At 70.6% G+C, this 23,873-nt stretch carries 24 protein-coding genes and 1 tRNA gene; 12 read left to right on the top strand and 13 right to left on the bottom strand.

Going from position 1 to position 23,873, the window contains the following annotated elements; all coding sequences use genetic code 11:
- Positions 1-58 precede the first annotated feature (58 nt).
- Positions 59-316: a hypothetical protein gene (locus tag ABD932_RS33830; RefSeq protein WP_345018739.1), complete on the top strand. Its 258-nt coding sequence runs from the start codon at positions 59-61 to the stop codon at positions 314-316.
- A 16-nt stretch (positions 317-332) separates the two neighbouring features.
- On the opposite strand, the gene ABD932_RS33825 is transcribed toward ABD932_RS33830, so the two are convergent.
- The 4 genes from ABD932_RS33825 to ABD932_RS33810 all read right to left on the bottom strand — a co-directional run bounded on the left by ABD932_RS33825 (position 333) and on the right by ABD932_RS33810 (position 5,048).
- Positions 333-1,079 (bottom strand): DUF6227 family protein, encoded by a 747-nt coding sequence (locus ABD932_RS33825; protein WP_345018737.1) that lies wholly within the window; start codon positions 1,077-1,079, stop codon positions 333-335.
- A 178-nt stretch (positions 1,080-1,257) separates the two neighbouring features.
- Positions 1,258-2,463, bottom strand: a complete 1,206-nt coding sequence (locus tag ABD932_RS33820; RefSeq protein ID WP_345018735.1) for a L,D-transpeptidase — start codon at positions 2,461-2,463, stop codon at positions 1,258-1,260.
- A 163-nt stretch (positions 2,464-2,626) separates the two neighbouring features.
- Positions 2,627-3,727 carry a P1 family peptidase gene (locus ABD932_RS33815; protein ID WP_345018733.1) on the bottom strand — a complete coding sequence of 367 codons (1,101 nt, stop codon included), beginning with the start codon at positions 3,725-3,727 and terminating at the stop codon, positions 2,627-2,629.
- Between the two features lie 82 nt (positions 3,728-3,809).
- Positions 3,810-5,048 (bottom strand): low temperature requirement protein A, encoded by a 1,239-nt coding sequence (locus ABD932_RS33810; RefSeq protein ID WP_345018732.1) that lies wholly within the window; start codon positions 5,046-5,048, stop codon positions 3,810-3,812.
- Between the two features lie 84 nt (positions 5,049-5,132).
- On the opposite strand from ABD932_RS33810, the gene ABD932_RS33805 reads away from it, so the two are divergent.
- Positions 5,133-5,315, top strand: coding sequence for a hypothetical protein (locus tag ABD932_RS33805; protein ID WP_345018730.1), 183 nt, complete (start codon positions 5,133-5,135; stop codon positions 5,313-5,315).
- Positions 5,316-5,337: 22 nt separating this feature from the next.
- Here the strand turns inward: ABD932_RS33805 and mscL are convergent, their stop codons facing one another.
- The 6 genes from mscL to ABD932_RS33775 form a co-directional block, all read right to left on the bottom strand.
- Entirely contained in the window at positions 5,338-5,793 is a 456-nt protein-coding gene (gene mscL / locus ABD932_RS33800; protein WP_345018728.1) for a large conductance mechanosensitive channel protein MscL, read from the bottom strand.
- 129 nt (positions 5,794-5,922) lie between these two features.
- Positions 5,923-6,537 (bottom strand): hypothetical protein, encoded by a 615-nt coding sequence (locus ABD932_RS33795; RefSeq protein ID WP_345018726.1) that lies wholly within the window; start codon positions 6,535-6,537, stop codon positions 5,923-5,925.
- A gap of 159 nt (positions 6,538-6,696) precedes the next feature.
- A complete protein-coding gene (locus ABD932_RS33790) occupies positions 6,697-7,530 on the bottom strand; it encodes an S-methyl-5'-thioadenosine phosphorylase (protein WP_345018825.1) in 834 nt (277 codons plus the stop codon).
- Positions 7,531-7,616: 86 nt separating this feature from the next.
- On the bottom strand, positions 7,617-7,946 hold the full coding sequence (locus ABD932_RS33785) for an FmdB family zinc ribbon protein (protein ID WP_345018724.1): 330 nt from the start codon (positions 7,944-7,946) through the stop codon (positions 7,617-7,619).
- A 67-nt stretch (positions 7,947-8,013) separates the two neighbouring features.
- A complete protein-coding gene (locus ABD932_RS33780) occupies positions 8,014-9,306 on the bottom strand; it encodes an MFS transporter (protein WP_345018722.1) in 1,293 nt (430 codons plus the stop codon).
- Between the two features lie 248 nt (positions 9,307-9,554).
- Positions 9,555-11,102: a potassium/proton antiporter gene (locus ABD932_RS33775; RefSeq protein ID WP_345018720.1), complete on the bottom strand. Its 1,548-nt coding sequence runs from the start codon at positions 11,100-11,102 to the stop codon at positions 9,555-9,557.
- A gap of 217 nt (positions 11,103-11,319) precedes the next feature.
- Between ABD932_RS33775 and ABD932_RS33770 the strand changes: the two genes are divergently transcribed.
- The gene (locus ABD932_RS33770) at positions 11,320-14,091 is read left to right on the top strand and encodes a penicillin acylase family protein (protein WP_345018718.1); all 2,772 of its coding nucleotides are present in this window, start codon (positions 11,320-11,322) and stop codon (positions 14,089-14,091) included.
- Positions 14,092-14,163: 72 nt separating this feature from the next.
- Here the strand turns inward: ABD932_RS33770 and ABD932_RS33765 are convergent, their stop codons facing one another.
- Positions 14,164-14,745 carry a 5-formyltetrahydrofolate cyclo-ligase gene (locus ABD932_RS33765; protein ID WP_425587554.1) on the bottom strand — a complete coding sequence of 194 codons (582 nt, stop codon included), beginning with the start codon at positions 14,743-14,745 and terminating at the stop codon, positions 14,164-14,166.
- A 133-nt stretch (positions 14,746-14,878) separates the two neighbouring features.
- Here ABD932_RS33765 and galU point away from each other — a divergent pair, with 133 nt between their 5' ends.
- The 8 genes from galU to ABD932_RS33725 all read left to right on the top strand — a co-directional run bounded on the left by galU (position 14,879) and on the right by ABD932_RS33725 (position 21,784).
- Entirely contained in the window at positions 14,879-15,781 is a 903-nt protein-coding gene (gene galU, locus ABD932_RS33760) for a UTP--glucose-1-phosphate uridylyltransferase GalU (protein ID WP_126392855.1), read from the top strand.
- A 4-nt stretch (positions 15,782-15,785) separates the two neighbouring features.
- Positions 15,786-17,108: a molybdotransferase-like divisome protein Glp gene (gene glp, locus ABD932_RS33755; protein WP_345018713.1), complete on the top strand. Its 1,323-nt coding sequence runs from the start codon at positions 15,786-15,788 to the stop codon at positions 17,106-17,108.
- A gap of 86 nt (positions 17,109-17,194) precedes the next feature.
- Positions 17,195-17,689: a cyclic pyranopterin monophosphate synthase MoaC gene (moaC, locus tag ABD932_RS33750; RefSeq protein ID WP_126392853.1), complete on the top strand. Its 495-nt coding sequence runs from the start codon at positions 17,195-17,197 to the stop codon at positions 17,687-17,689.
- Positions 17,686-18,183, top strand: a complete 498-nt coding sequence (locus tag ABD932_RS33745; protein ID WP_345018710.1) for a MogA/MoaB family molybdenum cofactor biosynthesis protein — start codon at positions 17,686-17,688, stop codon at positions 18,181-18,183. Before moaC ends, ABD932_RS33745 begins: the two co-directional genes overlap by 4 nt.
- A 20-nt stretch (positions 18,184-18,203) precedes the next feature.
- Positions 18,204-18,851 (top strand): GNAT family N-acetyltransferase, encoded by a 648-nt coding sequence (locus ABD932_RS33740; protein WP_126392851.1) that lies wholly within the window; start codon positions 18,204-18,206, stop codon positions 18,849-18,851.
- A 183-nt stretch (positions 18,852-19,034) separates the two neighbouring features.
- The gene (gene sepX / locus ABD932_RS33735; RefSeq protein ID WP_345018707.1) at positions 19,035-20,276 is read left to right on the top strand and encodes a divisome protein SepX/GlpR; all 1,242 of its coding nucleotides are present in this window, start codon (positions 19,035-19,037) and stop codon (positions 20,274-20,276) included.
- Positions 20,277-20,368: 92 nt separating this feature from the next.
- Positions 20,369-20,442: transfer RNA gene (locus ABD932_RS33730), tRNA-Ala, on the top strand.
- Positions 20,443-20,536: 94 nt separating this feature from the next.
- Positions 20,537-21,784, top strand: a complete 1,248-nt coding sequence (locus tag ABD932_RS33725) for an MFS transporter (RefSeq protein WP_345018705.1) — start codon at positions 20,537-20,539, stop codon at positions 21,782-21,784.
- Between the two features lie 4 nt (positions 21,785-21,788).
- Here ABD932_RS33725 and ABD932_RS33720 read toward each other — a convergent pair whose 3' ends face one another.
- On the bottom strand, positions 21,789-22,265 hold the full coding sequence (locus tag ABD932_RS33720; RefSeq protein ID WP_345018703.1) for a GNAT family N-acetyltransferase: 477 nt from the start codon (positions 22,263-22,265) through the stop codon (positions 21,789-21,791).
- 77 nt (positions 22,266-22,342) lie between these two features.
- On the opposite strand from ABD932_RS33720, the gene ABD932_RS33715 reads away from it, so the two are divergent.
- Positions 22,343-23,146 carry an exodeoxyribonuclease III gene (locus ABD932_RS33715; RefSeq protein ID WP_345018701.1) on the top strand — a complete coding sequence of 268 codons (804 nt, stop codon included), beginning with the start codon at positions 22,343-22,345 and terminating at the stop codon, positions 23,144-23,146.
- Here ABD932_RS33715 and ABD932_RS33710 read toward each other — a convergent pair.
- The gene (locus ABD932_RS33710; protein ID WP_425587559.1) at positions 23,143-23,784 is read right to left on the bottom strand and encodes a MerR family transcriptional regulator; all 642 of its coding nucleotides are present in this window, start codon (positions 23,782-23,784) and stop codon (positions 23,143-23,145) included. The genes ABD932_RS33715 and ABD932_RS33710 overlap by 4 nt on opposite strands.
- Positions 23,785-23,873 lie beyond the last annotated feature (89 nt).

Below are 23,873 nucleotides of genomic sequence, written 5' to 3'. Positions count from 1 at the left end.
TGCGAGATACGTCACGGTCCGGGCCCAAAGGCCCGGGCCGTGGTGTCTACTGGGCCCCATGCCTGAGCACGTCTCGTTCCTCCAGCTGCTGGGCCCCGTCGTCCTGGCCCTGGCGGCCGCGCTCTGGGTGACCGGCCTGATCCGCCTCCTGCGCGGCATACGCCCCGAGCGGTCGCCGTGGCACGCGGGCGGCTCGGCACTCTCCGCCCTCCCGCAGCAGCGGCAGACGCCTCCCGAGCGGGAGGCCGTGGAACTGACCCCGGCGGAACGGGACGCCTTCGCGGGACTGGTACGACAGCTCGGCAACGGCCGCTGAAACAGCGGGACCGGCGTTACGACACCTGCGCCGCCCGGCGCTCCATCGCATCCCGCGCCGCGTCCTCGTCGACGTACACCTCGCACATGTGCCGCCCGTCCGGCGTCGCCGTGTGCTCGACCTCCCACAGGGAGATCTCCCTGCCGTCGCGCAGCAGGAAGGCGTGCTCGTAGAGCGAGAAGCACAGGCCCGCGCGCCCCGAACGGCCCGGGCGCCCGAACGCCTGCGTGATCTGGTGCGCGAACGCCGTGGCCAGCAGCGCGGCCGTCTCCGCGCCCGGCCGGTCGGCGTTCTCCGCCCGGCGCAGCAGCCGGCGTGCGTGGTCCGCCGAGTCGTCCGGCACATACGCGTGCCGGGGCGCGGGGATCGGCGACAGCTGCACCGTCACCGGCAGTTCGAAGTCCGGGGCGTCCGGCGGCAGCGGCAGCCGCGCGGTCGCGGCGCGCAGGTCCTCCTCGTCGGCGTACACCTCGTGCTGCGGCGCACCACTCCGTGCGGTGTTGTGCACCAGCTCCCACAGTGTGAGCGCCGAGCCGTCGGCGAGCAGCCAGGTGTGCCGGTACGTCTCGCGATGCCGCCCCGCGCTGTGGTGCGCGGAGTGCAGCGAGCTGTCGTGAGCCAGCGCGCAGTCGAGCTGTCGTATCGTCTCGTCCGGCAACTCGAAGGAGTTCAGGGCGCGGCCGAGGAGTCGCGCGAGGTGCTCCTCCGGAGACTCCGGCGACTCGGGTGGTTCGTACGCTGCCGTGTCGTACGGAACGCTCAAGGTTTCTCCCGGCGTTGCTGCATGTCACCTTGTGGGTGCATACCGTAGCCCCTCGGTCGGACATCATGTCCGGGAACCGAGAAAACGTACGTCCGGTAAAACGCACGGACCGCGCGAGAAGTTCCCGCGCGGCCCGACGAACCGTCAATAATCCCTGTTCGAGCTGTACTTCACTGGATCACACGGCACTGCCCGCGACCCACTCGTTCCATCCCATGTTCCAGCCGTTGAGCCCGTTGTCCGGCGTCACGGTCTTGTCGGGGGAGTTCTTGACGATCACCACGTCGCCGACGAGCGAGTTGTCGTAGAACCACTTGGCGGAGGTGTCCGCCTGCCCGCCCCGCGCGTCCTGCAGACCGACGCAGCCATGGCTGGTGCCCTGGCTACCGAAGGGCGGGTTGCCCTTGTTGTACCAGTAGTTGCCGTGGATGAAGGTCCCCGACGTCGTCAGCCGCATCGCGTTCGGCACGTCCTTGATGTCGTAGGCGTTCGCGAGATCGACCGTACGGCTGTCCATGCGGACCTGCTTGAACTTCTCCGAGATCACCATCTGCCCGTTGTAGGTGGAGAACTCCGAGCTGCCCGCCGAGATCGGCACCGACTTGATCGTCCTGCCGTCCCGCACGACCGTCATCGTCTGCGTGTCGACGTCGACCGTCGAGACCTGCGAGCGCCCGACGGTGAAGCTGACCGTCTTCCGCTGCACGCCGTACACGCCGTTCGCGCCCTCGACGCCGTCCAGGTCGATCTTCATCGTGACCTTGGAGCCGGCCTTCCAGTACTCCTGGGGCCGGAAGTCGAGCCGCTGCTCCCCGAACCAGTGCCCGACCACCTTCTGCCCGCTGCTTGAGCTGACCGTGATGTGCGACTGCACGGCCTTCTTGTCGCTGATCGCCTTGTCGAAGTTGAACGACACCGGCATACCGGCGCCGACCGTCGTGCCGTCGTCGGGCGTGTACGTCCCGATGAAGCTGTTGGCCGAGCTGACCGTGGTGAAGGTCGAGTCGGCGGAGACGGTGCGGCCGTCCGCGTCCTTCGCGCTGGCCGCTATCCGGTACTTCGTGCCCCGCTCCAGCTGCTCCTTCGGCTTCCAGCTGCCCCCGTCACCGGTCAGGGAGCCCGGCACGGCCTGCCCGCTCCCCGCCAGCGTCATCTTCACGTCGGTCAGCTGCCCGTCGCTGACCTTCACGCCGGTCGTGTTGATCGACGCGCCCGTCGAGCCGTCCTTCGCCGAGATCACGATCTTCGCGGCGGACGAGTCCTGGCCGCCCTTCCCGTCCTCGTTGTCGGCGCTCCCACCACAGGCGGTGAGGGTCAAAGCGCCGATCACCAGGGCGGCACAGGCCCCGAGTGCGCGCCGCGCTGCTATGTCCGGCGTTGTCACGAGATACTCCATCTTCATACGGTCTGCGGGTTCCGTTCCGTTCCACGGTGGAAGAGGCCACCGCCACCGAGCCGGGTTCCCCCTGTACGCGGTGAACGCCATCACGTGACAGAACCGCGACAATCCCCGCACCGGGCAGGCACCGACGCGGCCGACCCCGCGGTCAGCGCTCCCCGTGCGGCCTTCTGTCCCCGCCCAACTCCCCGTCCCCGCCCGTCTTCCTGTCCCCGCCCGTCTTCCCGTCCCCGTACAACTCCCGGTACGACGGCCAAGCTCCCCCCGGCCCGTCCACCGACTCGGCCGCGCGTACGGCGCGCACGATCGCGCGCGTCACCGCGTCCGCGCCCGCCGCGAGGAGGTCGTTCAGCGCGAGGGGCTGCCCGGCGTCGAGCGGGCGGTCCCCGGTGGCCAGCGCGAAGACCGTGTCCCCGTCGTTGAGCAGATGCGCCGGCCGCAGGGCGCGCGCGATGCCGTCGTGCGCCGAGCCGGCCAGCTTCTGCGCCTGCGCCTTGGACAGCCGGGCATCGGTGCCGACCACCGCGAGCGTGGTGTTCAGCGGGGGCAGCGGGTTCTTCGCCGCGCTCTCCGTGAGGCGCCTGCGCGCGGCCTCGTGCACCCGTGCCTCCGGGTACTCCACACGCCCCTGGAACAACTCCCCGTACAGCACCCCCGTTTCCGGATCCACCGCCGCCCCCGCCGCGTTGGCCACCACCAGGACGCCCACCGTGATCCCCGAGTCCAGGACGACGCTCGCCGTGCCGATCCCGCCCTTCGTCGCCCCGACCGTCGCTCCCGTACCCGCGCCCACGCACCCCTCCCGCACGGGAGCGCCGGGTTCGCTCGCCGCGGCCGCCTCGACCGCCGCCCGCCCGGTGGCCGCGTCCGGCCTCGCGCGGAAGTCGCCGCCCCGCCCGAGGTCGAAGACACAGGCGGCCGGCACCACCGGTACGACATGCGCCGGATCCGCGCTCACCCGCACCCCGCGCCCCTGCTCCTCCAGCCAGGCCATCACCCCGGACGCCGCGTCGAGCCCGTACGCGCTGCCGCCGGTCAGCACGATCGCCTCGACCTTCTGCACGACGTTGCGCGGATCGAGCGCGTCGGTCTCCTTGGTGCCGGGGCCCCCGCCGCGTACGTCCACGGCGGCGACGGCCCCGCCCTCCGGGGCGAGCACGACCGTCGTACCGGTGAGCCAACCGTCGCCGGTGCGTGTCGCGTGCCCTACCCGCAGCCCCGCGACATCTGTCAGAGCGTCAACTGTCATGCCCCAAGTCTCGTCCAGCGACCGGCGCGGACCCAGGACCTCGCAGGACGTTCAGCCCACCGAGTACCGCGAACCCGGAGCGTCAGGTCACCGGCGCGTTCACCCGCCTTCTGTTCTCCCGGCTCGTCATACGTGCTGTCAGCGTGGTCCCGGTCGCCACCGCCAGCGCCGATACGAGGCCGGCCGCGAGCACCGCCCACTCGCCCAGGAACGTGCAGCAGATCACCAGCAGTGCCGTCGTCGGCAGCACCAGTTGCTGGGTGATGCCGAACTTGAAGTGGCGCGAGTGCAGCGCCCAGACGCTCAGCAGGTAGAGCGCCGTCGGCAGGGTCACCGCCGCCGACGCGGCCAGCGTCGAGATGTGCGCCTTGCCGACGGCCTGCTCGACCGCCACCTCCAGGCCGGCGCCGATCGCGGCCGCCGAGGCGAAGACGACGTAGTGGCCGTACCCCCACAGGAACGCCTGCCGGTTGGAGCGCAGGTGACCGTGGATCGGCACCACGAAGTAGATCCACCACGCGGCGAAGATGATCAGCAGTCCGCCCACGGCGATCGGCAACAGGTCGCCCAGCTCGTCACTCTCGTCGATGCCGGCCTTCACCGCCACCGTGGCGGCGGCGATGGTCTCGCCCAGCACGATGATCGTGAACAGCCCGTACCGTTCGGCGATATGGCGCGGATGCCAGGACGTGGGGTGGTCCTTCTCCGCGTACGGCGGCACACACAGTTCGAGGATCGCCATCACCAGGAACAGCCAGGCCCTGGCTTCCTCGGGCAGGACCACCAGGCCCACCCAGCCGATCTGGCACAGCAGCACACCGGCGGCGTACCGCAGGGCCATCGTCCGTTCCGCGCCGTCAGTGGACCTGGCCACGCGCAGCCACTGCGCCACCAGGGCGAGCCGCATGATCACATAGCCCAGCACCACCGCCTGGTACTCGTGGTCCTCGAACGCCCGGGAGACCCCGGCCGCCAGCACCAGCACCCCGGCGATCTGCAGCAGGGTGACGACCCGGTAGAGGACGTCGTCGTTGTCGTACGCCGATGCGAACCAGGTGAAGTTCATCCAGGCCCACCAGATGGCGAAGAAGACCATCGCGTAGCTGAGGATGCCCTCGCCCGCGTGCCCCTCGGCGACGGAGTGCACCAGCTGGATCCCGGCCTGGGCGATGGCCACGACGAAACACAGGTCGAAGAAGAGCTCCAGCGGGGTGGCGGTCCGGTGCGCCTCACCACGGCCACGGGCCGTGAGTCTGCGCAGCGGGCGGTGGTTTTCGGACGCGCGGGGAGGGTCCGGCGCGGGAGTCGAACTGGACGTCATGGGGTCAAGCACAGCAGATGGGGCGTGGAATTTCTTGCCCAGTGATTCACAAGCGCGCAAGGCCGCGGGCCGTACCCTGAACGTATGAGTACCGCCCCCACCCCCGAGCCGCGCGCCCCGAAGCCCGCGCTGATCTTCGACGATCCGCTGGACCAGCAGTCCTCGGACGACACGGACAGTGGATGGGGCGAGCGGCCACGCGCCGACGGCGACAGTGCCGCCGACCTGAAGCGGTTCCTCGACGAGAAGCCGCCCCACCACATCTGAGCCGCTTCCATCGGAGCCGCTTCTACTGGTCGCGCCCCGAGCCGCGCTGTGCGACCAGCGCGTCGCGGATCTCCTTGAGCACCTCCAGCTCGGTCACCTCCATGACCTCCTGCGCGCCCTCCTTGGCCTTGCGGCGGGCCTCCACCCGGGCCAGGTACTTCGCCATGGGCAGGACCATGAGGAAGTAGACGACGGCCGCGGTGATCACGAAGCTGAGGGCCGCGCCGAGGACGGAGCCCCACAGGATCTGGATGCCCTGCTCGCCCTCGCAGCTCGAGCTCAGGCACGAGCTGTAGTGATCGAGGTTCTTGGTGCCGATCGCCCCGACCAGTGGGTTGATGATCCCCTTCACCACCGAGTTGACGATGTTGGTGAAGGCGGCACCGATGACGACCGCCACTGCCAGATCGACGACGTTCCCGCGCATCAGGAAGGTCTTGAAGCCCTCCCAGACGCTCGGTTCCTTCTTCTCGCTCACCGCGGAGCCTCTCCTCGCATGCACAGGTTGTGGAACGAACAGCTCCGCAACCTACGGCAGGGTTGGGCCATCCTGTCCAATTGAGCCACCGGAACGAGGGGCTGGACCGGAGGTGATGCTTGATCCTGCTCAGCACAGCGTCACCGCCAACCGTGCCGTGGCACTCGCCCCCGCGAGGCGCGCCGCGGTGGAACGCGGCACCGACAGCACCACCAGCGCCCCGCTGTCGGCCGCGGCGTCCAGCGGCTCCGGCACCTTCGTCACCCGCGCCCCGCGCGCGACCACCTGGGCGTCACCGCCCGTCGCCGCCTGCTCCGCGGCGATCACGTCGACCCGGTCACCGGGCCGCAGCAGCCGCACGGTGGCCCCGTCGGCGATCCGCACCGGCGCGGACACCCGCTCGACGGCCCGGTGCTGGCGTACCGGCTCCGCCACCGGATGCCCACGCGCCCGGTCGGCCTCCCGCGGCCCCGCCGCCACGAGTGCCGCCGCCGTCACGGCGAGCCCGGCCGCCACGGCCCGCCTCCGGTGCCGTACGAGTCGCCGTAGTGGATACCGCCCGCCGCGTACCCGCACCGGGTCGAAGTGCGGCACCTCGCACGTGGCCGGGGCATCCGAGCCCGGCGGGAGCGGAACGGCCGACGAAGAAGGGGACGACGGAGCAGACGAAGAAGGGGACGACGGAGCAGACGAAAAGGGGGATGACGGAGCGGGCGAAAACGGGGACGACGGAGCAACGGACATGAGGACCACCACCTGCGACGACGGAACGGCTTGCGACGCCACGATGAGGCTTTTCGCGGCCGTCCGCCGACGCCCGTGGACTACTGCCCGGTTGTGGAAAACTCCCCCACCCGAACGAGGAATTCCGCCCCTCGGCGGGGGCCGGAACCGACTCGGGCCCTACGGCAACGCGAACCCCGGATCCATCCCACCCAGCGCGCCGGCGCACAGACAGTCCCGCTCCCCGTTCCCGGGCAGCCCCGCCACCGCGTCGAACAGCACACCCCGCAGCCGGTCCACGTTCGCCGCGAACACCCGCAGCACCTCGTCGTGCGAGACGCCCTCGCCGGTCTCGGCGCCCGCGTCGAGGTCGGTGACCAGCGTCAACGAGGTGTAGCAGAGCTCGAGTTCACGGGCGAGGGCCGCCTCGGGGTGGCCGGTCATGCCCACCACCGACCAGCCCTGCCCGCGGTGCCACAACGATTCGGCACGGGTCGAGAAGCGCGGGCCCTCTATGACCACCAGCGTGCCGCCGTCCACCGGCTCCCAGTCCCGCCCGCGCGCCGCCTTCAGCGCGGCCGCGCGTCCGGCGGGGCAGTAGGGATCGGCCAGCGAGACGTGCACGACGTTCGGCACGGTGCCGTCGGGCAGCGGCAGCCCGTCGAAGTACGTCCCCACCCGGGACTTCGTACGGTCGACCAGCTGATCCGGCACGAGCAGTGTCCCGGGCCCGTACTCGGGACGCAGGCCGCCCACCGCGCACGGGCCGAGGACCTGGCGCGCGCCGAGCGAGCGCAGTGCCCAGAGGTTGGCCCGGTAGTTGATCCGGTGCGGCGGCAGATGGTGGCCGCGTCCGTGCCGGGGCAGGAAGGCGACCCGTCGGCCGGCGATCTCGCCGAGGAAGAGGGAGTCGCTGGGCGGCCCGTACGGGGTGTCCACCTGGATCTCGGTCACGTCGTCGAGGAACGAGTAGAAGCCGGATCCGCCGATCACGCCGATTTCGACGTTCGCCATGTTCGCCATGCCCGCACCCTAACCGCACCCGGAAACGCCGAGGACCCCGTCGCCGTATGACGACAGGGTCCCGCGAGCAGTGGGTGTTACGCGGCGGAGCTGCTGGAGGAAGTGCCCGCGCTCGACGACTTCGAGTCCGAGGACGACGAAGACGAAGAGGAGGAAGAGGAAGACGACGAGTCGGACGACGAAGAGGACGTCGACGACTTCGACGAAGCCGGCGAGCTGCTCGACGAGGAGCCGCGGCTGTCGTTGCGGTAGAAGCCGGAGCCCTTGAAGACGATGCCGACGGCGGAGAACACCTTCTTGAGGCGGCCCTGGCAGCTGGGGCACTCGGTCAGGGCGTCGTCGGTGAACTTCTGCACCGCTTCGAGACCCTCGCCGCACTCGGTGCACTGGTACTGATAGGTGGGCACTGTCTTCCTCCTGGCACTCTCACTCGATGAGTGCTAACGACGGTCAAGTGTGTCGTATTCCAGCCGCTCAGTCCACTGCCACCGGCACGCGGTGACCGACGCCACGTGCGACGGTACGCGCGCGGGGCCGCGCCGCCAGCCGTGAGCGCAGTGCCAGCAGGGTCGCCAGGGCGAGCAGCGTCCCGCCCATCGGCACCAGGAACCCGGCGCCGCCCCAGAAGCGGTCCTCCAGCTGTCCGGCGACCGTGACGGCGGCGGCCTGGCCGAGTGCCACCGCACCGGTGAGCCAGGTGAAGGCCTCCGTGCGGGCACCGGCCGGGACCAGGCTCTCGACCAGCGTGTACCCGGTGATCAGCGCGGGCGCGATGCACATGCCGACCAGCAGGCCGAGACCGGCCAGGACGAGCACCGAGTGCGCGGCCCACAGCCCGGACGCGGCCAGCGCGAGGGCGGCGTACCCGATGACGAGGCGTCGCTGCGGGGCCACCTTCCACGCGATGGCGCCGCAGGCGATGCCGGAGAGCATGTTGCCCGCGGCGAAGGTGCCGTACAGGACGCCGTTCAGACCGGGCTCGCCGATCGACTCGGTGAAGGCGGCCAGCGAGACCTGCATGCCGCCGAAGACGGAACCGATGCCGAGGAAGGTCACGATCAGTACGCGCACGCCGGGGACGCGCAGCGCCGACGTGTGCTCCACGCGTGCGTGCCCGACGGCCGTGACCGACGGCTGCGTGCTCTTCTGCGCGGCGAACAGCAGACCGCCCAGCAGCGTGAGCGCGGCCTCCGTCACCAGGCCGGCGGCCGGGTCGACGGCGGTGCACAGGGCGGTGGCCAGCAGCGGGCCGACGACGAAGGTCAGCTCGTCCGTGACCGACTCGAAGGCCGCGGCCGTCGTCATCAGGGGCGAGCCCTGCAGCTTCACGCCCCAGCGGGCCCGCACCATGGGCCCGATCTGCGGCACCGAGGCACCGGTCGGCACAGCCGCGGCGAACAGCGCCCACAGGGGGGCGTCGGTCAGGGCGAGCGCCGTCAGCGTCAGGCCGGACAGGACGTGCACCAGGACACCGGGGATCAGGACGGCGCGCTGCCCGTACCGGTCGGCGAGGCGGCCGCTGTAGGGCGCGAACAGTGCCATGGAGACGCCGGTGACGGCCGCGGCGGCGCCCGCCGCACCGTACGAACCGGTGGTGTGCTGCACCAGCAGCACGATGGAGATGGTCAGCATCGCGAACGGCTGGCGTGCCGCGAAGCCGGGGAGCAGGAACGTCCAGGCGCCGCGGGTGCGCAGCAGCTGTCCGTATCCCGGGCGGGAGGAGGCCGACGAGTCCTTCGACGGCTCGGTGGTGACCGTGGACGCCACGGCCCGTGCCTTTCTGCCACCTGGTAGCGCGGCCCCTTCGGGTGGGGGGCGGCGCCGAGAGCTGTCCTCTTGCGCTGGACTGCGGTAGATACCGGCGCCCCATCGAGGAAGGACGTCCCGGCCGCCATACGGTCGCGTCAGCTCTGCGTCAGGCAGAGGTGGTTTGATCTGGGTGACGCCTGCATACTACAGGGGTTAGGGCTGCTCGCGCCTGTGAAAATGAGCACTACGGCGTGCTCCACCTGCGATTAGTTCGTCCCGTTCGTCCCCAGCCATCCGGCCAGCTTGCCCCCGGCGGCCACGGCCCGCAGCCGGTTCTCGGCGGCGTCCCGTACCGGATCCGTGGCGACCACGAGCAGTTCGTCCCCGCGCCGCAGCACCGCCGTCGGCAGCGGAACGAACGACTTTCCGTCGCGGACGATGAGGGTGACGGCGGCTCCGGCGGGCAGCCGCAGCTCGTTGATCTCCACGCCGTGCATCTTCGAGCCCTCGGGGATCGCGAAGGACAGCAGATGCCCGCGCAGCCGCTCCAGCGGCGCCGACTCGATACCGAGGTCGGCGGGCGTGGCGCCGTCGCCCAGGCGCAGCTTGCGGGCCAGCCAGGGCAGCGTCGGGCCCTGGATCAGGGTGTACACGACGACCAGGACGAAGACGATGTTGAAGATGGTGCGGCTGTCCCGGACGCCGCTCACCATGGGGATCGTCGCCAGGATGATGGGCACGGCGCCGCGCAGCCCGGCCCAGGACATCAGCACCTGCTCCCGCCAGGCGACCCGGAACGGCGCCAGACACGCCACGACGCTCAGCGGGCGCGCCACCATGGTCAGCACCAGCCCGATGACGAGCGCGGGCAGGATGTCGTCGCCCAGCTCGTGCGGGGTGACCAGCAGGCCGAGCAGGACGAACATGCCGATCTGGGCGATCCAGCCGACCCCGTCGGCGAAGCCGCGCGTGGCGGGCCAGTGCGGCAGCTTGGCGTTGCCCATCACCATCGCGGCGAGGTACACGGCCAGGAAGCCGCTGCCGTGCGCCATCGCGCCCGCCGCGTACGCGGTGACGGCGATGGCCATGACGGCGATCGGATAGAGACCGGAGGCGGGCAGCGCCACGTGCCTGAGCCCCCAGGAGCCCAGCAGGCCCACCGCGATGCCGATGGCAGCGCCGATGGCCAGCTCCAGGGCTATCTCGCCCACCAGCGCGTACCAGTGCTCCATCGGGCCGGCCTGGGAGAACGCGACCACCAGGATGACCACGGGGGCGTCGTTGAAGCCGGACTCGGCCTCCAGGGTGCCCGTCACGCGCGCGGGGAGGGGGATCCTGCGCAGCACGGAGAAGACCGCGGCCGCGTCGGTGGAGGAGACGACCGCCCCGATGATGAGCGCCTGCCGCCAGTCCAGCCCGACCAGGTAGTGCGCGCCCGCCGCCGTGATCCCGACGCTGATCCCGGTCCCGGCCAGCGCCAGCGCGGTCGCGGCCGGAAGGGCCGGCTTGATCTCTTTCCACTTCGTGCCGAGACCGCCTTCGGCGAGGATCACGACCAGTGCCGCATAGCCGATGACCTGCGTCAGCTCGGCGTCGTCGAAGCGGATGCCGCCGATGCCGTCCTGGCCCATGAGCACGCCGATGCCCAGGTACACGAGCAGGCTGGGGAGCCCGCTGCGCGAGGAGATCCGGACCGCTGCGACGGCGACGAGCAGGACGAGCGAGCAGACGAGCAGGAGCTGGTTGAGGTCGTGGACAGTCAGCGGCCGTTCCCTTCCCTGGCCCGCGCACGCGCGCGTGGGCTCAACGTACATAGGACACGAAGTGGCGGTTCTCCGCACCCAACTACTTCGTTACCTTACCTAACTCTTGACGATTTCTTGACACTCGGAGAGGCATGATCGAACGTCCGTCCGCGCTGGATCACCACTCCGCGTCAAGGGGCACCGGGCCCTGCGCCTATGGTTGCTCCAGCGCTCATTCAAAAGGACAGCCAGCCCTGCCGCTCGCGTTAGGACAGCAAGGACAGCGATGCCCCCGAATACCACCGCCTCCACGGGTCAGCAGCCCGGCAAGTCCGGCAGGAAGAAGGGGCGCAAAGCCCGTCTGTTCGTCCTGGTGCTGGCGCTGGCCCTGATCGCAGGCGTCACCGGCGGTGCCTACTGGTCCATCAGCACCGTCCGTGCCTCCTTCCCGCAGACCAAGGGCTCGATCGCTTTGGACGGCCTGTCCGGGCCCGTCGACGTGAAGCGCGACGACTACGGCATCCCGCAGATCTACGCCTCCTCCGACGAGGACCTGTTCATGGCGCAGGGCTACGTCCAGGCGCAGGACCGGTTCTACGAGATGGACGTGCGCCGGCACATGACCTCCGGGCGCCTGTCGGAGATGTTCGGCAAGGGGCAGGTCGACAACGACGAGTTCCTGCGCACCCTGGGCTGGGACCGGATCGCGCAGGAGGAGTACGACAAGACGCTGTCGGCCTCCACCAAGAAGTACCTCCAGGCCTACGCCAAGGGCGTCAACGCCTACCTGGACGGCAAGGACAACAAGGACATCTCCCTGGAGTACGCGGCTCTCGGGTTCGAGAACGACTACAAGCCGGCGAAGTGGACCCCGGTCGACTCGATCTCCTGGCTGAAGGCGATGGCCTGGGACCTGCGCGGCAACATGCAGGACGAGATCGACCGCGCCCTGATGACCAGCCGCCTGGGCCCCAAGGAGATCGCGGACCTGTACCCGCAGTACCCGTACAGCCGTAACAAGACGATCGTCCAGGCCGGCCGGTACGACGCCGTCACCAAGACGTTCCAGCAGGGTGGCTCCGCGTCCACCGCGGGCTCGTCCGCCGGCGGTTCCACGAGCGGTACGGCGGGGACGGCCTCCTCGTCGGGCACCAGCGGTCTGCAGAGTCAGCTGGCGGGCCTCCAGGACGTCCTGGACGGCCTTCCGACGGCAGTCGGCGTGAACGGCAACGGCATCGGCTCCAACTCCTGGGTGGTCGCCGGGAAGCACACCATCACCGGCGAGCCGCTGCTGGCCAACGACCCGCACCTGTCGGCCTCGCTGCCGTCCGTCTGGTACCAGATGGGCCTGCACTGCCGCTCGGTCTCCAGCAAGTGCCGGTACGACGTCTCCGGCTACACCTTCGCGGGCATGCCCGGCGTGATCATCGGCCACAACCAGAACATCTCCTGGGGCATGACCAACTCCGGCGTCGACGTCACCGACCTCTATCTGGAGAAGCTCTCCGGCGACGGCTACCTGTACGACGGCAGGACGGTGCCCTTCACCACGCGCGAGGAGACCATCAAGGTCGCCGGCGGCACGTCCAAGAAGATCGTCGTCCGGGAGACCAAGGACGGGATGCCCCTGCTGTCGGACCGCAGCAGCGAGCTGGTGAAGGTCGGCAAGAAGGCCACCGTCGACACCGCCGCCCCCGACCGCGGCGACGGCTACGGCATCGCGCTGCGCTGGACCGCGCTGGACCCGGGCACCTCCATGGACGCCGTGTTCGCCATGAACAGGGCGGCGAACTGGAACGACTTCCGTGCCGCGGCGACCCTGTTCGACGTGCCCTCGCAGAACCTCGTCTACGCCGACACGAAGAACCACATCGGCTACACGCTGCCCGGAAAGATCCCCACGCGCGCGCAGGGCTACGACGGCTCCGTCCCGGCGCCGGGCTGGGACTCCAAGTCCCGCTGGACCGGGTACATCGACGACGACGAGCTGCCGTACGAGTACGACCCGGCCCGCGGCTACATCGTCACCGCCAACCAGGCCGTGGTCGACAAGGCCAAGTACCCGTACACGCTCACCACGGACTGGGGCTACGGCGCCCGAAGTCAGCGCATCACCGACCTGATCCAGTCGAAGATCGACGACGGCGGCAAGATCTCCACCGACGACATGCGCCAGATGCAGCTCGACAACAGCAGTGAGATCGCCAAGCTGCTCGTGCCCAAGCTGCTGAAGATCGACATCGAGGACAAGGACGTCCGGGACGCGCAGGAGCTCCTGGAGGGCTGGGACTACACCCAGGACGCCGACTCGGCGGCGGCCGCCTACTTCAACTCGGTCTGGCGCAACGTCCTCAAGCTCGCCTTCGGCAACAAGCTGCCCAAGGAGCTGCGGGTCAAGGGCCAGTGCCTGTATGTCGACCCCGTCAACACCACCGGCCCCGCGGACCAGACGGACAAGGTGCGCGAGTGCGGTGAGCGCGACGCCGACCAGGCGCAGCCGGACGGCGGCGACCGCTGGTTCGAGGTCGTGCGCAGCCTCATGAACGACGAGGGCAGCGACTGGTGGACGACGCCGAGGTCGGGCACCCGCCCCGGCGCCACCGACCGCGACAGCCTGTTCAAGCGGGCCATGATCGACGCCCGCTGGGAGCTGACGGCCAAGCTCGGCAAGGACATCGACACCTGGAGCTGGGGCCGGCTGCACCGCCTGTTCCTGAAGAACCAGACGCTCGGCACCGAGGGCCCCGGTTTCCTGCAGTACGTCCTCAACCGCGGCCCCTGGAAGCTCAGCGGCGGCGAGGGCACGGTCAACGCCACCGGCTGGAACGCCGCGGGCGGCTACGGCGTCGTCTGGGTGCCGTCGATGCGGATGGTGGTCAACCTCGGCGACCTCGACAAGTCGAAGTGGATCAACCTCACCGGCGCCTCCGGGCACGCCTACAACGCCCACTACACCGACCAGACGGACAAGTGGGCCGACGGCGAACTGCTCGACTGGTCCTTCTCGGACGGCGCGGTCGACGAGAGCACGGAGGACACCCTGGTGCTCAGGCCGTGACCCGCTGACGGCGAACGGCCGAAGGGGCCCTCCACGCGCGCGTGGAGGGCCCCTTCCATGCGGGACCGCGGCTCAGGGCTCCCGGAAGCGGCGCACACCCGACGGTGTCACCACCGCGTGCACCGGGCGGTCGTGCGGCTCCTCGGGGACGCGCTCGACGACCTCGGAGTCGTACAGCAGCACCACGAGCGAGGCACGGGCGCCCGCACGTTCCAGACGGGCGAGAACGCGGTCGTACGACCCCCCGCCGCGCCCCAGCCGCATCCCGCGCGCGTCGACCGCGAGACCCGGCAGCAGCACCACGTCGGCGTCGGTCACGGCGTCCGCGCCGAGGCGTTCGCCTCTCGGCTCCAAGAGGGCCATCAGCTTGCCGTGTTGGACCCGGGCGAGGGAGTCCTCCCCGGTGTACGCGCCCCAGTCGAGGTCGTTGTCGGGCAGGAGGGCGGGAAGCAGGACGCGTACGCCCCGCGCGCGCAGTGCGTCCAGCAGCGCGAGCGTGCCGGGCTCGGTGCCGACGGAGACGTACGCCGCCACCACGCGCGCGTGCGCCAGCTCGGGCAGATCCAGGGCCCGTTCGGCCAGCGCGACAGCGGATGCCCGCACGTCATCCGCCGTCAACCTGCTTCTCACCGCGAGGAACTCTCGCCGCAACATTCGCTTGTCAGTCTCGCCCGAACGTCCGATGTGACTCACCCGTCGCTTCCGTACCCTTCCCAATGGGCTCATATGAGTTCCAAATAACCGGAGCCTCAGATTCCCTACAAAGGCACCGGATAAGGTGGCGGGCATGACTCAGTCGCACCCTCGGATCAGCAAGGCTGTCATCCCAGCAGCGGGCCTAGGTACCCGCTTCCTTCCGGCCACCAAAGCCACTCCCAAGGAGATGCTGCCGGTCGTCGACAAGCCGGCGATCCAGTACGTGGTCGAAGAGGCCGTCTCCGCCGGCCTCGACGACGTCCTCATGATCACGGGCCGCAACAAGCGCCCCCTGGAGGACCACTTCGACCGCAACTACGAACTCGAGTCCGCGCTGGAGAAGAAGGGCGACGCCGAACGGCTCGCCAAGGTCCAGGAGTCCAGCGACCTGGCCACCATGCACTACGTCCGTCAGGGCGACCCCAGGGGCCTCGGCCACGCCGTCCTGTGCGCCGCCCCGCACGTCGGCGACGAGCCCTTCGCGGTCCTCCTCGGCGACGACCTGATCGACCCGCGCGACCCGCTGCTCAAGCGGATGGTCGAGGTCCAGGAGCAGCGCGGGGGCAGCGTCATCGCGCTCATGGAGGTCTCGCCCGAGCAGATCCACCTCTACGGATGCGCGGCCGTCGACCCCACCGAGGACGGCGACGTCGTCAAGGTCCACGACCTGGTCGAGAAGCCCGCCGCGGCCGACGCGCCGTCCAACTACGCCATCATCGGCCGCTATGTCCTCGACCCGCACATCTTCGACATACTGCGCGAGACCGAGCCGGGCCGCGGTGGCGAGATCCAGCTCACCGACGCCCTCCAGCAGCTCTCGCAGGACGAGAAGGTCGGCGGCCCGGTGCACGGCGTCGTCTTCAAGGGCCGCCGCTATGACACCGGTGACCGAGGCGACTACCTGCGTGCCATTGTCAGACTCGCATGCGAACGTGAAGACCTGGGCCCGGACTTCCGGACCTGGCTTCGCAGTTACGTAGCCGAGGAGATGTAGCGCTTTGAGCACCGCCGCGACCCGCCCGGCCGACCAGGACCACCTCTGGTCGGTGGACGAACACCTGGAGGACATCCTCGCGACCGTCCGCCCCCTCGAACCCATCGAGCTGCAACTCCTCGACGCCCAGGGCTGCGTCCTGGTCGAGGACGTCACGGTGCCGGTCTCCCTGCCGCCGTTCGACAACAGCTCCATGGACGGGTACGCGGTGCGGGTCGCGGATGTCGCGGGCGCGAGCGAGGAGTTCCCCGCCGTCCTGGAGGTCGTCGGGGACGTCGCGGCGGGCCAGGCCGAACTGCTCCAAGTGGGCCCCGGCCAGGCCGCCCGCATCATGACCGGCGCGCCGCTGCCGCCCGGCGCCGAGACCGTCGTTCCGGTGGAGTGGACCGACGGAGGCCTCGGTGAGGGCCCGGTGACCGGCATGCGCGCCCGCAGCCTGGCCCCCGAGGGCGGCCTGGGCGATGTGCACGTCTACCGGCCGGCCGAGGCACGCGCGCATGTGCGCGCGCAGGGCAGCGACGTGAAGGCCGGCGACCGGGCGCTCGAAGCCGGCACGGTCCTCGGGCCGCCGCAGATCGCCCTGCTCGCCGCGATCGGCCGCGGCACGGTACGGGTGCGCCCGCGTCCGCGCGTGGTCGTGCTGTCCACCGGCAGCGAACTCGTCCAGCCCGACGAGACCCTGGGCAGCGGCCAGATCTACGACTCCAACAGCTTCGCCCTGACCGCGGCCGCCCGGGACGCCGGCGCCATCGCCTACCGCGTGGGCGCCGTCGCCGACGACGTCGAGACGCTCCGGTCCACCATCGAGGACCAGCTCGTCCGCGCCGACCTCATGGTCACCACCGGCGGTGTCAGCGTCGGGGCGTACGACGTCGTCAAGGAGGCGCTGTCCCACGTCGGCGACGAGGACGAGGCGGGCAGCGGCGTCGAGTTCCGCAAGCTCGCCATGCAGCCCGGCAAGCCCCAGGGCTTCGGCTCCATCGGCCCCGACCACATCCCGCTGCTCGCGCTCCCGGGCAACCCGGTGTCGTCGTACGTCTCCTTCGAGATCTTCGTGCGCCCCGCGATCCGGACACTGATGGGGCTGGAGGACGTCCACCGTCCGCGCGCGACCGCGACCCTGACCGCGGACAAGGCGCTGAGCTCGCCCAAGGGACGCCGGCAGTTTCTGCGAGGGGCGTACGCCGACGGCGAGGTCCGGCCCGTCGGCGGCGCCGGATCCCACCTCATCGCCGCCCTCGCGCACGCGGACGCACTGATCGTCGTCCCCGAGGACGTGGAGAGCGTCGAGCCCGGCGCCGAGGTCGAGGTGGTCCTGCTCGGCTGAGCACCCCTGGTTGGCGGTACCGTGTCGCGCACAGCAGGCCCGTGCGCCGCACCGCGACGGGCCCGGACCGGGAGCGCCACAGCAGCATGAGCACGCAGGACCCATCCACCCAGGACCGACTCACGCACATCGACGACGCGGGCGCCGCCCGCATGGTCGACGTGTCCGACAAGGACGTGACCGCGCGCACGGCCCGCGCCAGCGGACGCGTCCTCGTCTCACCCCGCGTGGTCGAGCTGCTGCGCGGCGAGGGCGTCCCCAAGGGCGACGCCCTGGCCACCGCGCGCATCGCCGGCATCATGGGCGCCAAGCGCACGCCGGACCTGATCCCGCTGTGCCACCCGTTGTCGGTGTCCGGTGTGAAACTGGATCTGTCGGTCGCGGACGACGCCGTGGAGATCCAGGCCACCGTGAAGACCACGGACCGTACGGGCGTCGAGATGGAGGCCCTCACCGCGGTCTCCGTCGCCGCGCTCACCGTGATCGACATGGTGAAGGCGGTCGACAAGGGAGCGGTCATCACGGACGTGCGGGTGGAGCAGAAGACGGGCGGCAAGTCGGGCGACTGGAGCCGGTCATGACGTATCGCGCTCTCGTGGTCACGGCCTCCAACAGGGCTGCCGCCGGGGTCTACGAGGACAAGGGCGGCCCGCTGATCGCCGAGGGCCTCAAAGGCTTCGGCTTCGAGGTCGAGGGGCCGCAGATCGTGCCCGACGGCGACCCGGTCGCGGCTGCCCTGCACGCCGGTGTCGAGGCGGGGTACGACGTCATCGTGACCACCGGAGGCACCGGCATCTCGCCCACCGACCGCACCCCCGAGGCGACCCGCGAGGTGATCGACCACGAGGTGCCGGGCATCGCGGAGGCCATCCGGGCGTTCGGACGGCAGAAGGTGCCGACCGCCGCGCTCTCCCGGGGCCTGGCCGGAGTGGCGAGGAGCACCCTGATCGTGAACCTGCCCGGTTCCAGCGGCGGGGTGAAGGACGGGCTGGCCGTCCTGGAGCCCCTGCTGGTCCACGCCGTCGACCAGATCCGCGGCGGCGACCACCCCAGACCCAGTGGGGGTGCGAGCTGAACAGCCCATCCTGGCCCGTCGTGCTGAGGGACGGCGACGTCGTCCTGAGGCCGATAAAGATGCGCGACCAACGGGCCTGGCGCGAGGTCAACCGACGCAACCGGGACTGGCTGCGCCCGTGGGAGGCCACGATTCCGCCGCCCACGCCCAGCGGGCCGATCGCGCACCGGCCGACCTACCGCCAGATGGTCCGCCACCTGCGGTCCGAGGCGAACGCGGGCCGGATGCTGCCGTTCGTCATCGAGTACCAGGGGCGACTGGTCGGGCAGTTGACGGTCGCCGGGATCACCTGGGGCTCGATGTGCTCGGGCCACGTCGGTTACTGGGTGGACGAGGCGGTGGCGGGCCGCGGGGTGATGCCGACCGCCGTGGCGCTCGTCGTGGACCACTGTTTCCGGACCGTCGGTCTGCACCGCATCGAGGTCTGCATTCGCCCCGAGAACGGGCCCAGCCGCCGGGTCGTGGAGAAACTCGGATTCCGCGAGGAGGGGCTGCGTCCGCGATATCTCCACATCGACGGGGCCTGGCGGGACCATCTCGTCTTCGCGCTCACGGCGGAGGAGGTCCCGGAAGGGTTGCTGAGCCGTTGGCAGCGGGCACGCTCCAGGAAGACGCCGCACTCGAACCCGCAGAACACCCGGCAGAACCCGCAGGGGAATCCCGCGTAGCCCGGAAATTGAATAAGTGTTCGAAATTGATCGCCCGATGACCGGCTCAGGGCAATAAATTCGCGCCTCGGCGGGCTGCTGATCGCATCGGTCACAAAAAAAGTTCGAAATATCAGCCAGATCGTGCGACACACCGGCTCAATTGGCGGATGGCCTCACGCAAACCCCTCTACCGTGTGAGGCGTGAGCAGCAGCGGCCTCATCTACGCAGTCATTGTCGGGGCCTGGGCCGCCTACTTGGTGCCGATGTGGCTCCGTAGGCAGGACGAGCTGAACGAGGCCCGTCCGACGGAACGCTTCAGCACAGCCATCCGGTTGCTGTCCGGACGGGCGGGGATGGAGCGCCGATACGCCAAGGACCTGCGCGCGCGCTCCACCGACGAGGGGGAGCCCAGCGCCGATGACCCGGGCGCGGTCACCGAGTCGGTGGACGTCCGGGCCTTCGCCGTGCCTCCGACCCGTCCGCAGACCCAGGCGACGGTCCAGGCGCAGCAGCCCGGACGCCCGGAGCAGGCGGATGGACAGGTGTCCAGGCCGGCACCCGAACGCGGCAACGCGCCCGTCCCCGAACCGGTCTCCGGCCCGGCCCGGGGGGAGCGGGCGCGAGTACCCGCCGCCCGGCGCCCGTCCTCGGAGACGGCGGCCGCGGCACGGGCACGGCGCTCCAAGGCGCTCGCGCGACGCAGACGCACCACCGTCGTCCTCTTCCTCGCCTTCACCCTCGGCGCGATCGTCGCCGCGGTCGGCGGGCTCGCGTTCCTGTGGGCGCCCGGCATTCCGGCCGTGCTGCTCAGCGGGTACATCGCGTACCTGCGTTCCCAGGAGCGCCGCCGCTTCGCCTACCAGATGGACCGGCGCCAGGCCGAGGCCGCCGCCCAGCGGCTGCGCGAGCACGCCCGCCAGTCGCGCAGGCGGGGCCCCGCCGACGCCGGTGACGGCATCGACGAGCCCGACGAGGGGCCCGAACCAGGCACCGAGACCGGCATGTCCGCGCTCGCCGCGGACCGGCGCGCCCTCGTCGAGCAGACCGACCACGCCGAGTGGGTCGACCAGCAGCGCGAGCGGCAGCGGCGGCCCGGGCACGGCGACAGCTGGGATCCGGTCCCGGTGCCGTTGCCGACGTACGTGACCGCGCCGGTCGCGCCGCGCGCCACCTCCGAGGTGGACCTCGGGGCGCCGGACGCGTGGAGCTCGGCCCGGTCGAGTTCCGTCGCCCGGGAACGGGACGCGGGCGACGGTGCCGGGGACGGTGCCGCACGGGGTGCGGAGCCCGCGGACGGGGCCCGCGGTGAGGAGAAGGACGAGGGGGGCGGCCGTAGCGACGCCCGCCGCGCCGCCTCCGCCCGCAGGGCCCGCGAGCGGGGTCGTACGCCGCTGTTCGACCAGTACGAGGACGGCGACCGGCCGCGCGCGGCGAACGAGTAGCCGAAAGCCGCCCCCGGTGGCGGGTCGTGCGGCCGACCAGGAACGGATTTCCAAGCAGGCCGATCGGGGTGCTAAAGTTTCACTCGTTGCAAGGGCCTGTGGCGCAGTCCGGTAGCGCACCTCGTTCGCATCGAGGGGGCCAGGGGTTCAAATCCCCTCAGGTCCACCGCAACGACTTTCCAAGGAAACTTGGGGAGTTGGCGAGATCCCGTCCGATCGGTTGATCGGGCGGGATCTTTGTTTTACCCACCGGGGGGAACATGGAGAAGGTCGCCGCAGAGTTACCGGCGAGGCGTGCGACACCCCTGCGGAGCGCGTCCTTCCGGCGGTTCGTGACCGCCAGTCTGATCTCCGCCACCGGATCCGCGATGGCGCCCCTCGCGCTCGCCTACTCCGTCATCGAACAGGGCGGGGGAGCCGGGGCCCTCGGTGTGGTGCTCGCCACGAACACCGTTCCGACCGTCGTCTTCCTCCTGATGGGCGGAGTCCTCGCGGACCGTATGTCCCGCAGCCGGCTGCTCTTCCTCGGCAATCTGCTGGCGGCCGTGGCCCAGGGAGCCCTGGCGGCCGTCGTCGCCACCGGGCACGCGACGACCCTTTCCATCGCGGTCTGCGGTTTCGTCTCCGGCACGGCGGTGGCCTTCACCGTGCCCGCCACTCAGGGGGCCGTGGCCCAGATCGTGCCCGCGGAGCAGTTGCAGCAGGCCAACGCCCTGCTCAGGCTGCCGAGCAACGCGGTCAAGGTGCTCGGTCCGGCGGTCGGCGGAGTCGTCGTCGCGGTCAGCGGCCCGGCCTGGGCGCTGGCCTGGGACGCGCTCTCCTTCGCCGTCGCCGCCCTCCTGCTGCTCGGGCTGCGCCTGGACGCGCCCGTCACCGTCACCGGCGCGCTGAGTGATCTGCGGGCGGGATGGCACGCCTTCTGGTCGCGGACCTGGTTGTGGACGTACACGCTCGCGGGGACCGTCCTGGTCGCCGCCTGGCTGGCGGGGTTCCAGCTGCTGGGGCCGGTCGTCGCCGCGGAGCGGTACGCCGGGGCGCGGGACTGGGGGCTTGTGCAGGGCGCGTTCGCGGCCGGGCTGTTGGCCGGGACGGTGGTGTGTCTGCGCTGGCGGCCGTACCGGTTGCTCGCGGTGGCCATCGTGGCCTCTCTGCCCCTGGCCGTCCCCTTGCTCGTCATGGGCTGGGGGCTGCCGCTGCCCTGGCTGCTGTTGGCCGTGCTGCTCGCGGGGGTCGGGCTGGACGTGGCGATCGTCGCGTGGACGACCGCCTTCCAGCGGCATGTTCCGCAGGGCGAGTTGGGGCGGATGAGCGCGTTCAACAGCGTCGGGGAGCGGCTGGCGATTCCGCTCGGCTATCTGCTGACCGCCCTCGCGGCCGGCGCCTGGGACAACCGGACGGTGCTGGTGGCGTGTGCCGGGCTGGTCGTCGTCTCCTGCGTCCTCAACCTCTGTGTGCGGGACGTGTATCGCATCAACGCCGTGAAACCCGGCAATGCTCCACGGAACTGACCGCTCACAGCGCCTTGGCGTAACACAGGCTCAGTTCGTGGTGGCGGTAGTAGCCGAACTTCTCGCACGGCTCGTACCCGCTGGACGTGTACAGCGCCACCGCCTCCGGCTGTTTGGCGCCGGTCTCCAGCACCATGCGCGTACGGCCCGCGGCCCGCGCGTCCTCCTCCAGCGCGGCCAGGACGCGTCTGGCGAGACCCCTCCCGCGCATCGCCTCGACGACGTACATCCGCTTGAGCTCGGCGTCGCCGTCCTGGTTGCCCTCGCCGTTCTCGTCCTGGACCCGCCAGCCGCCGGAGGCGACGGGGGTGCCGAGCTCGTCGTAGGCGATCAGGTAGAGGCCGTTCGGGGGCTCGAAGTTCGCCGCGTCCATGGGTGTGGCGTCGCCGTCGTCGCCGTAGCGGACGCCGTATTCGGCCTGGACCTGGTCGTTGAGTTTGACGGCGTCGGGGTGGTCGAAGGAGACCCGGCGTATATGCATGCTAGATACCGTATATCAATTCAAGATCAAGAGGTTCCAGAATCGGACACCGTCCAGTGTGCCGGTAAGGTGCCGGGGTGCTCACTGTGACCTCTGTGAATGTGAACGGGCTGCGGGCCGCCGCGAAGAAGGGCTTCGTGGAGTGGCTCGCCGGTACGCAAGCCGATGTGCTGTGCCTGCAGGAGGTGCGCGCGGAGCCGCAGCAGCTGCCCGAGCAGGTGCGCACGCCCGACGGCTGGCACGTCGTGCACGCTCCCGCCGCCGCCAAGGGCCGCGCCGGTGTCTCCCTCTACACCCGCCGCGAGCCCGACCGTATCCAGGTCGGCTTCGGGTCGAGCGAGTTCGACGGGAGCGGGCGTTACGTCGAGGCCGACCTGCCGGGTGTGACGGTCGCCTCGCTCTACCTCCCCTCCGGCGAGGTCGGCACCGAGCGGCAGGACGAGAAGGTCCGGTTCATGGGCGAGTTCCTGGCCTATCTGAAGGACCTGCGCGAGCGTGCCGCCGCCGACGGGCGTGAGGTCGTCGTCTGCGGCGACTGGAACATCGCCCACCAGCAGGCCGACCTGAAGAACTGGCGCGGCAACACCAAGAACTCCGGGTTCCTGCCGGAGGAGCGCGAGTGGCTCACGCGGGTGTTCGACCCCGCCGAGGGCGGCTACGTCGACGTCGTACGGTCGCTGCACCCCGACGTGGAGGGGCCGTACTCGTGGTGGTCGTACCGCGGGCGTGCCTTCGACAACGACACCGGCTGGCGTATCGACTACCAGGTCGCGACGCCGGGGCTGGCCGCGAAGGCCCGCAAGGGGTACGTCGAGCGGGCGGCGACGCATGCCGAGCGGTGGTCGGACCACGCGCCGGTGACGGTCGTGTACGACCGTTAGCCGTGCGGCCGGTCCCGCTCGCTCTGCTTGCGCAGTCGTCGGTCCAGGGCCAGTGACAGCTCTGCCTCCACCACGCTCCGGGCGAGTGGGCGCAGGCGCTGGAGGTCGTCCTCCCCCGTGTGGCGGAGCACCAGGTCGGCGAACATCTCGGCCAGGTCGTCGACGTGTTCGCGGACCCGCTTGCCCGCGGTCAGGACCTCCGCGAGCGGGATGCCCTCGCGGACCAGGGCCGCGGAGACGTCCAGCAGGCGGCGGCTGATGTGGACGATCTCGTCGCCGTCGGTGCCGAGGTAGCCGAGCTCCAGGGCCGCGGCGAGGTTCTCCGGGGTGACCTGGCCCTCGAAGCGGGCGGCGAGTTCCTCGGGGGTGAGGCGGACCGGCTCCTCCTCGGTCGGGGTGGCGACGCCCAGCAGGTCGGCGACGTCCCGGCCGTGGTCGAGGGCCTCCGCCAGCTCCGCGATGCCGGTGAGGGTGTGGCCGCGCTCCAGCAGGGCCGCGATCGTGCGCAGGCGGGCCAGGTGGTGGTCGTCGTACCAGGCGATACGGCCCTCGCGGCGGGGCGGCGGTATCAGCTTGCGTTCGCGGTAGAAGCGCAGGGTGCGCACCGTGATGCCGGCCAGGCGGGCCAGCTCCTCCATGCGGTACTCACGCTTCTCGGTCACCCCGGCACCTTAATTCGTACTGGCGGTACCCGCGGCGGCAGCCGCTGATGTAAACGAACCCCGAT

This window comes from Streptomyces shaanxiensis, from assembly GCF_039537145.1.
In the GTDB taxonomy this organism is placed as follows: Bacteria; Actinomycetota; Actinomycetes; order Streptomycetales; family Streptomycetaceae; genus Streptomyces; species Streptomyces shaanxiensis.
Note: the sequence above shows the minus strand (reverse complement) of the source record. Positions and strands in the feature narration are given on the sequence as shown.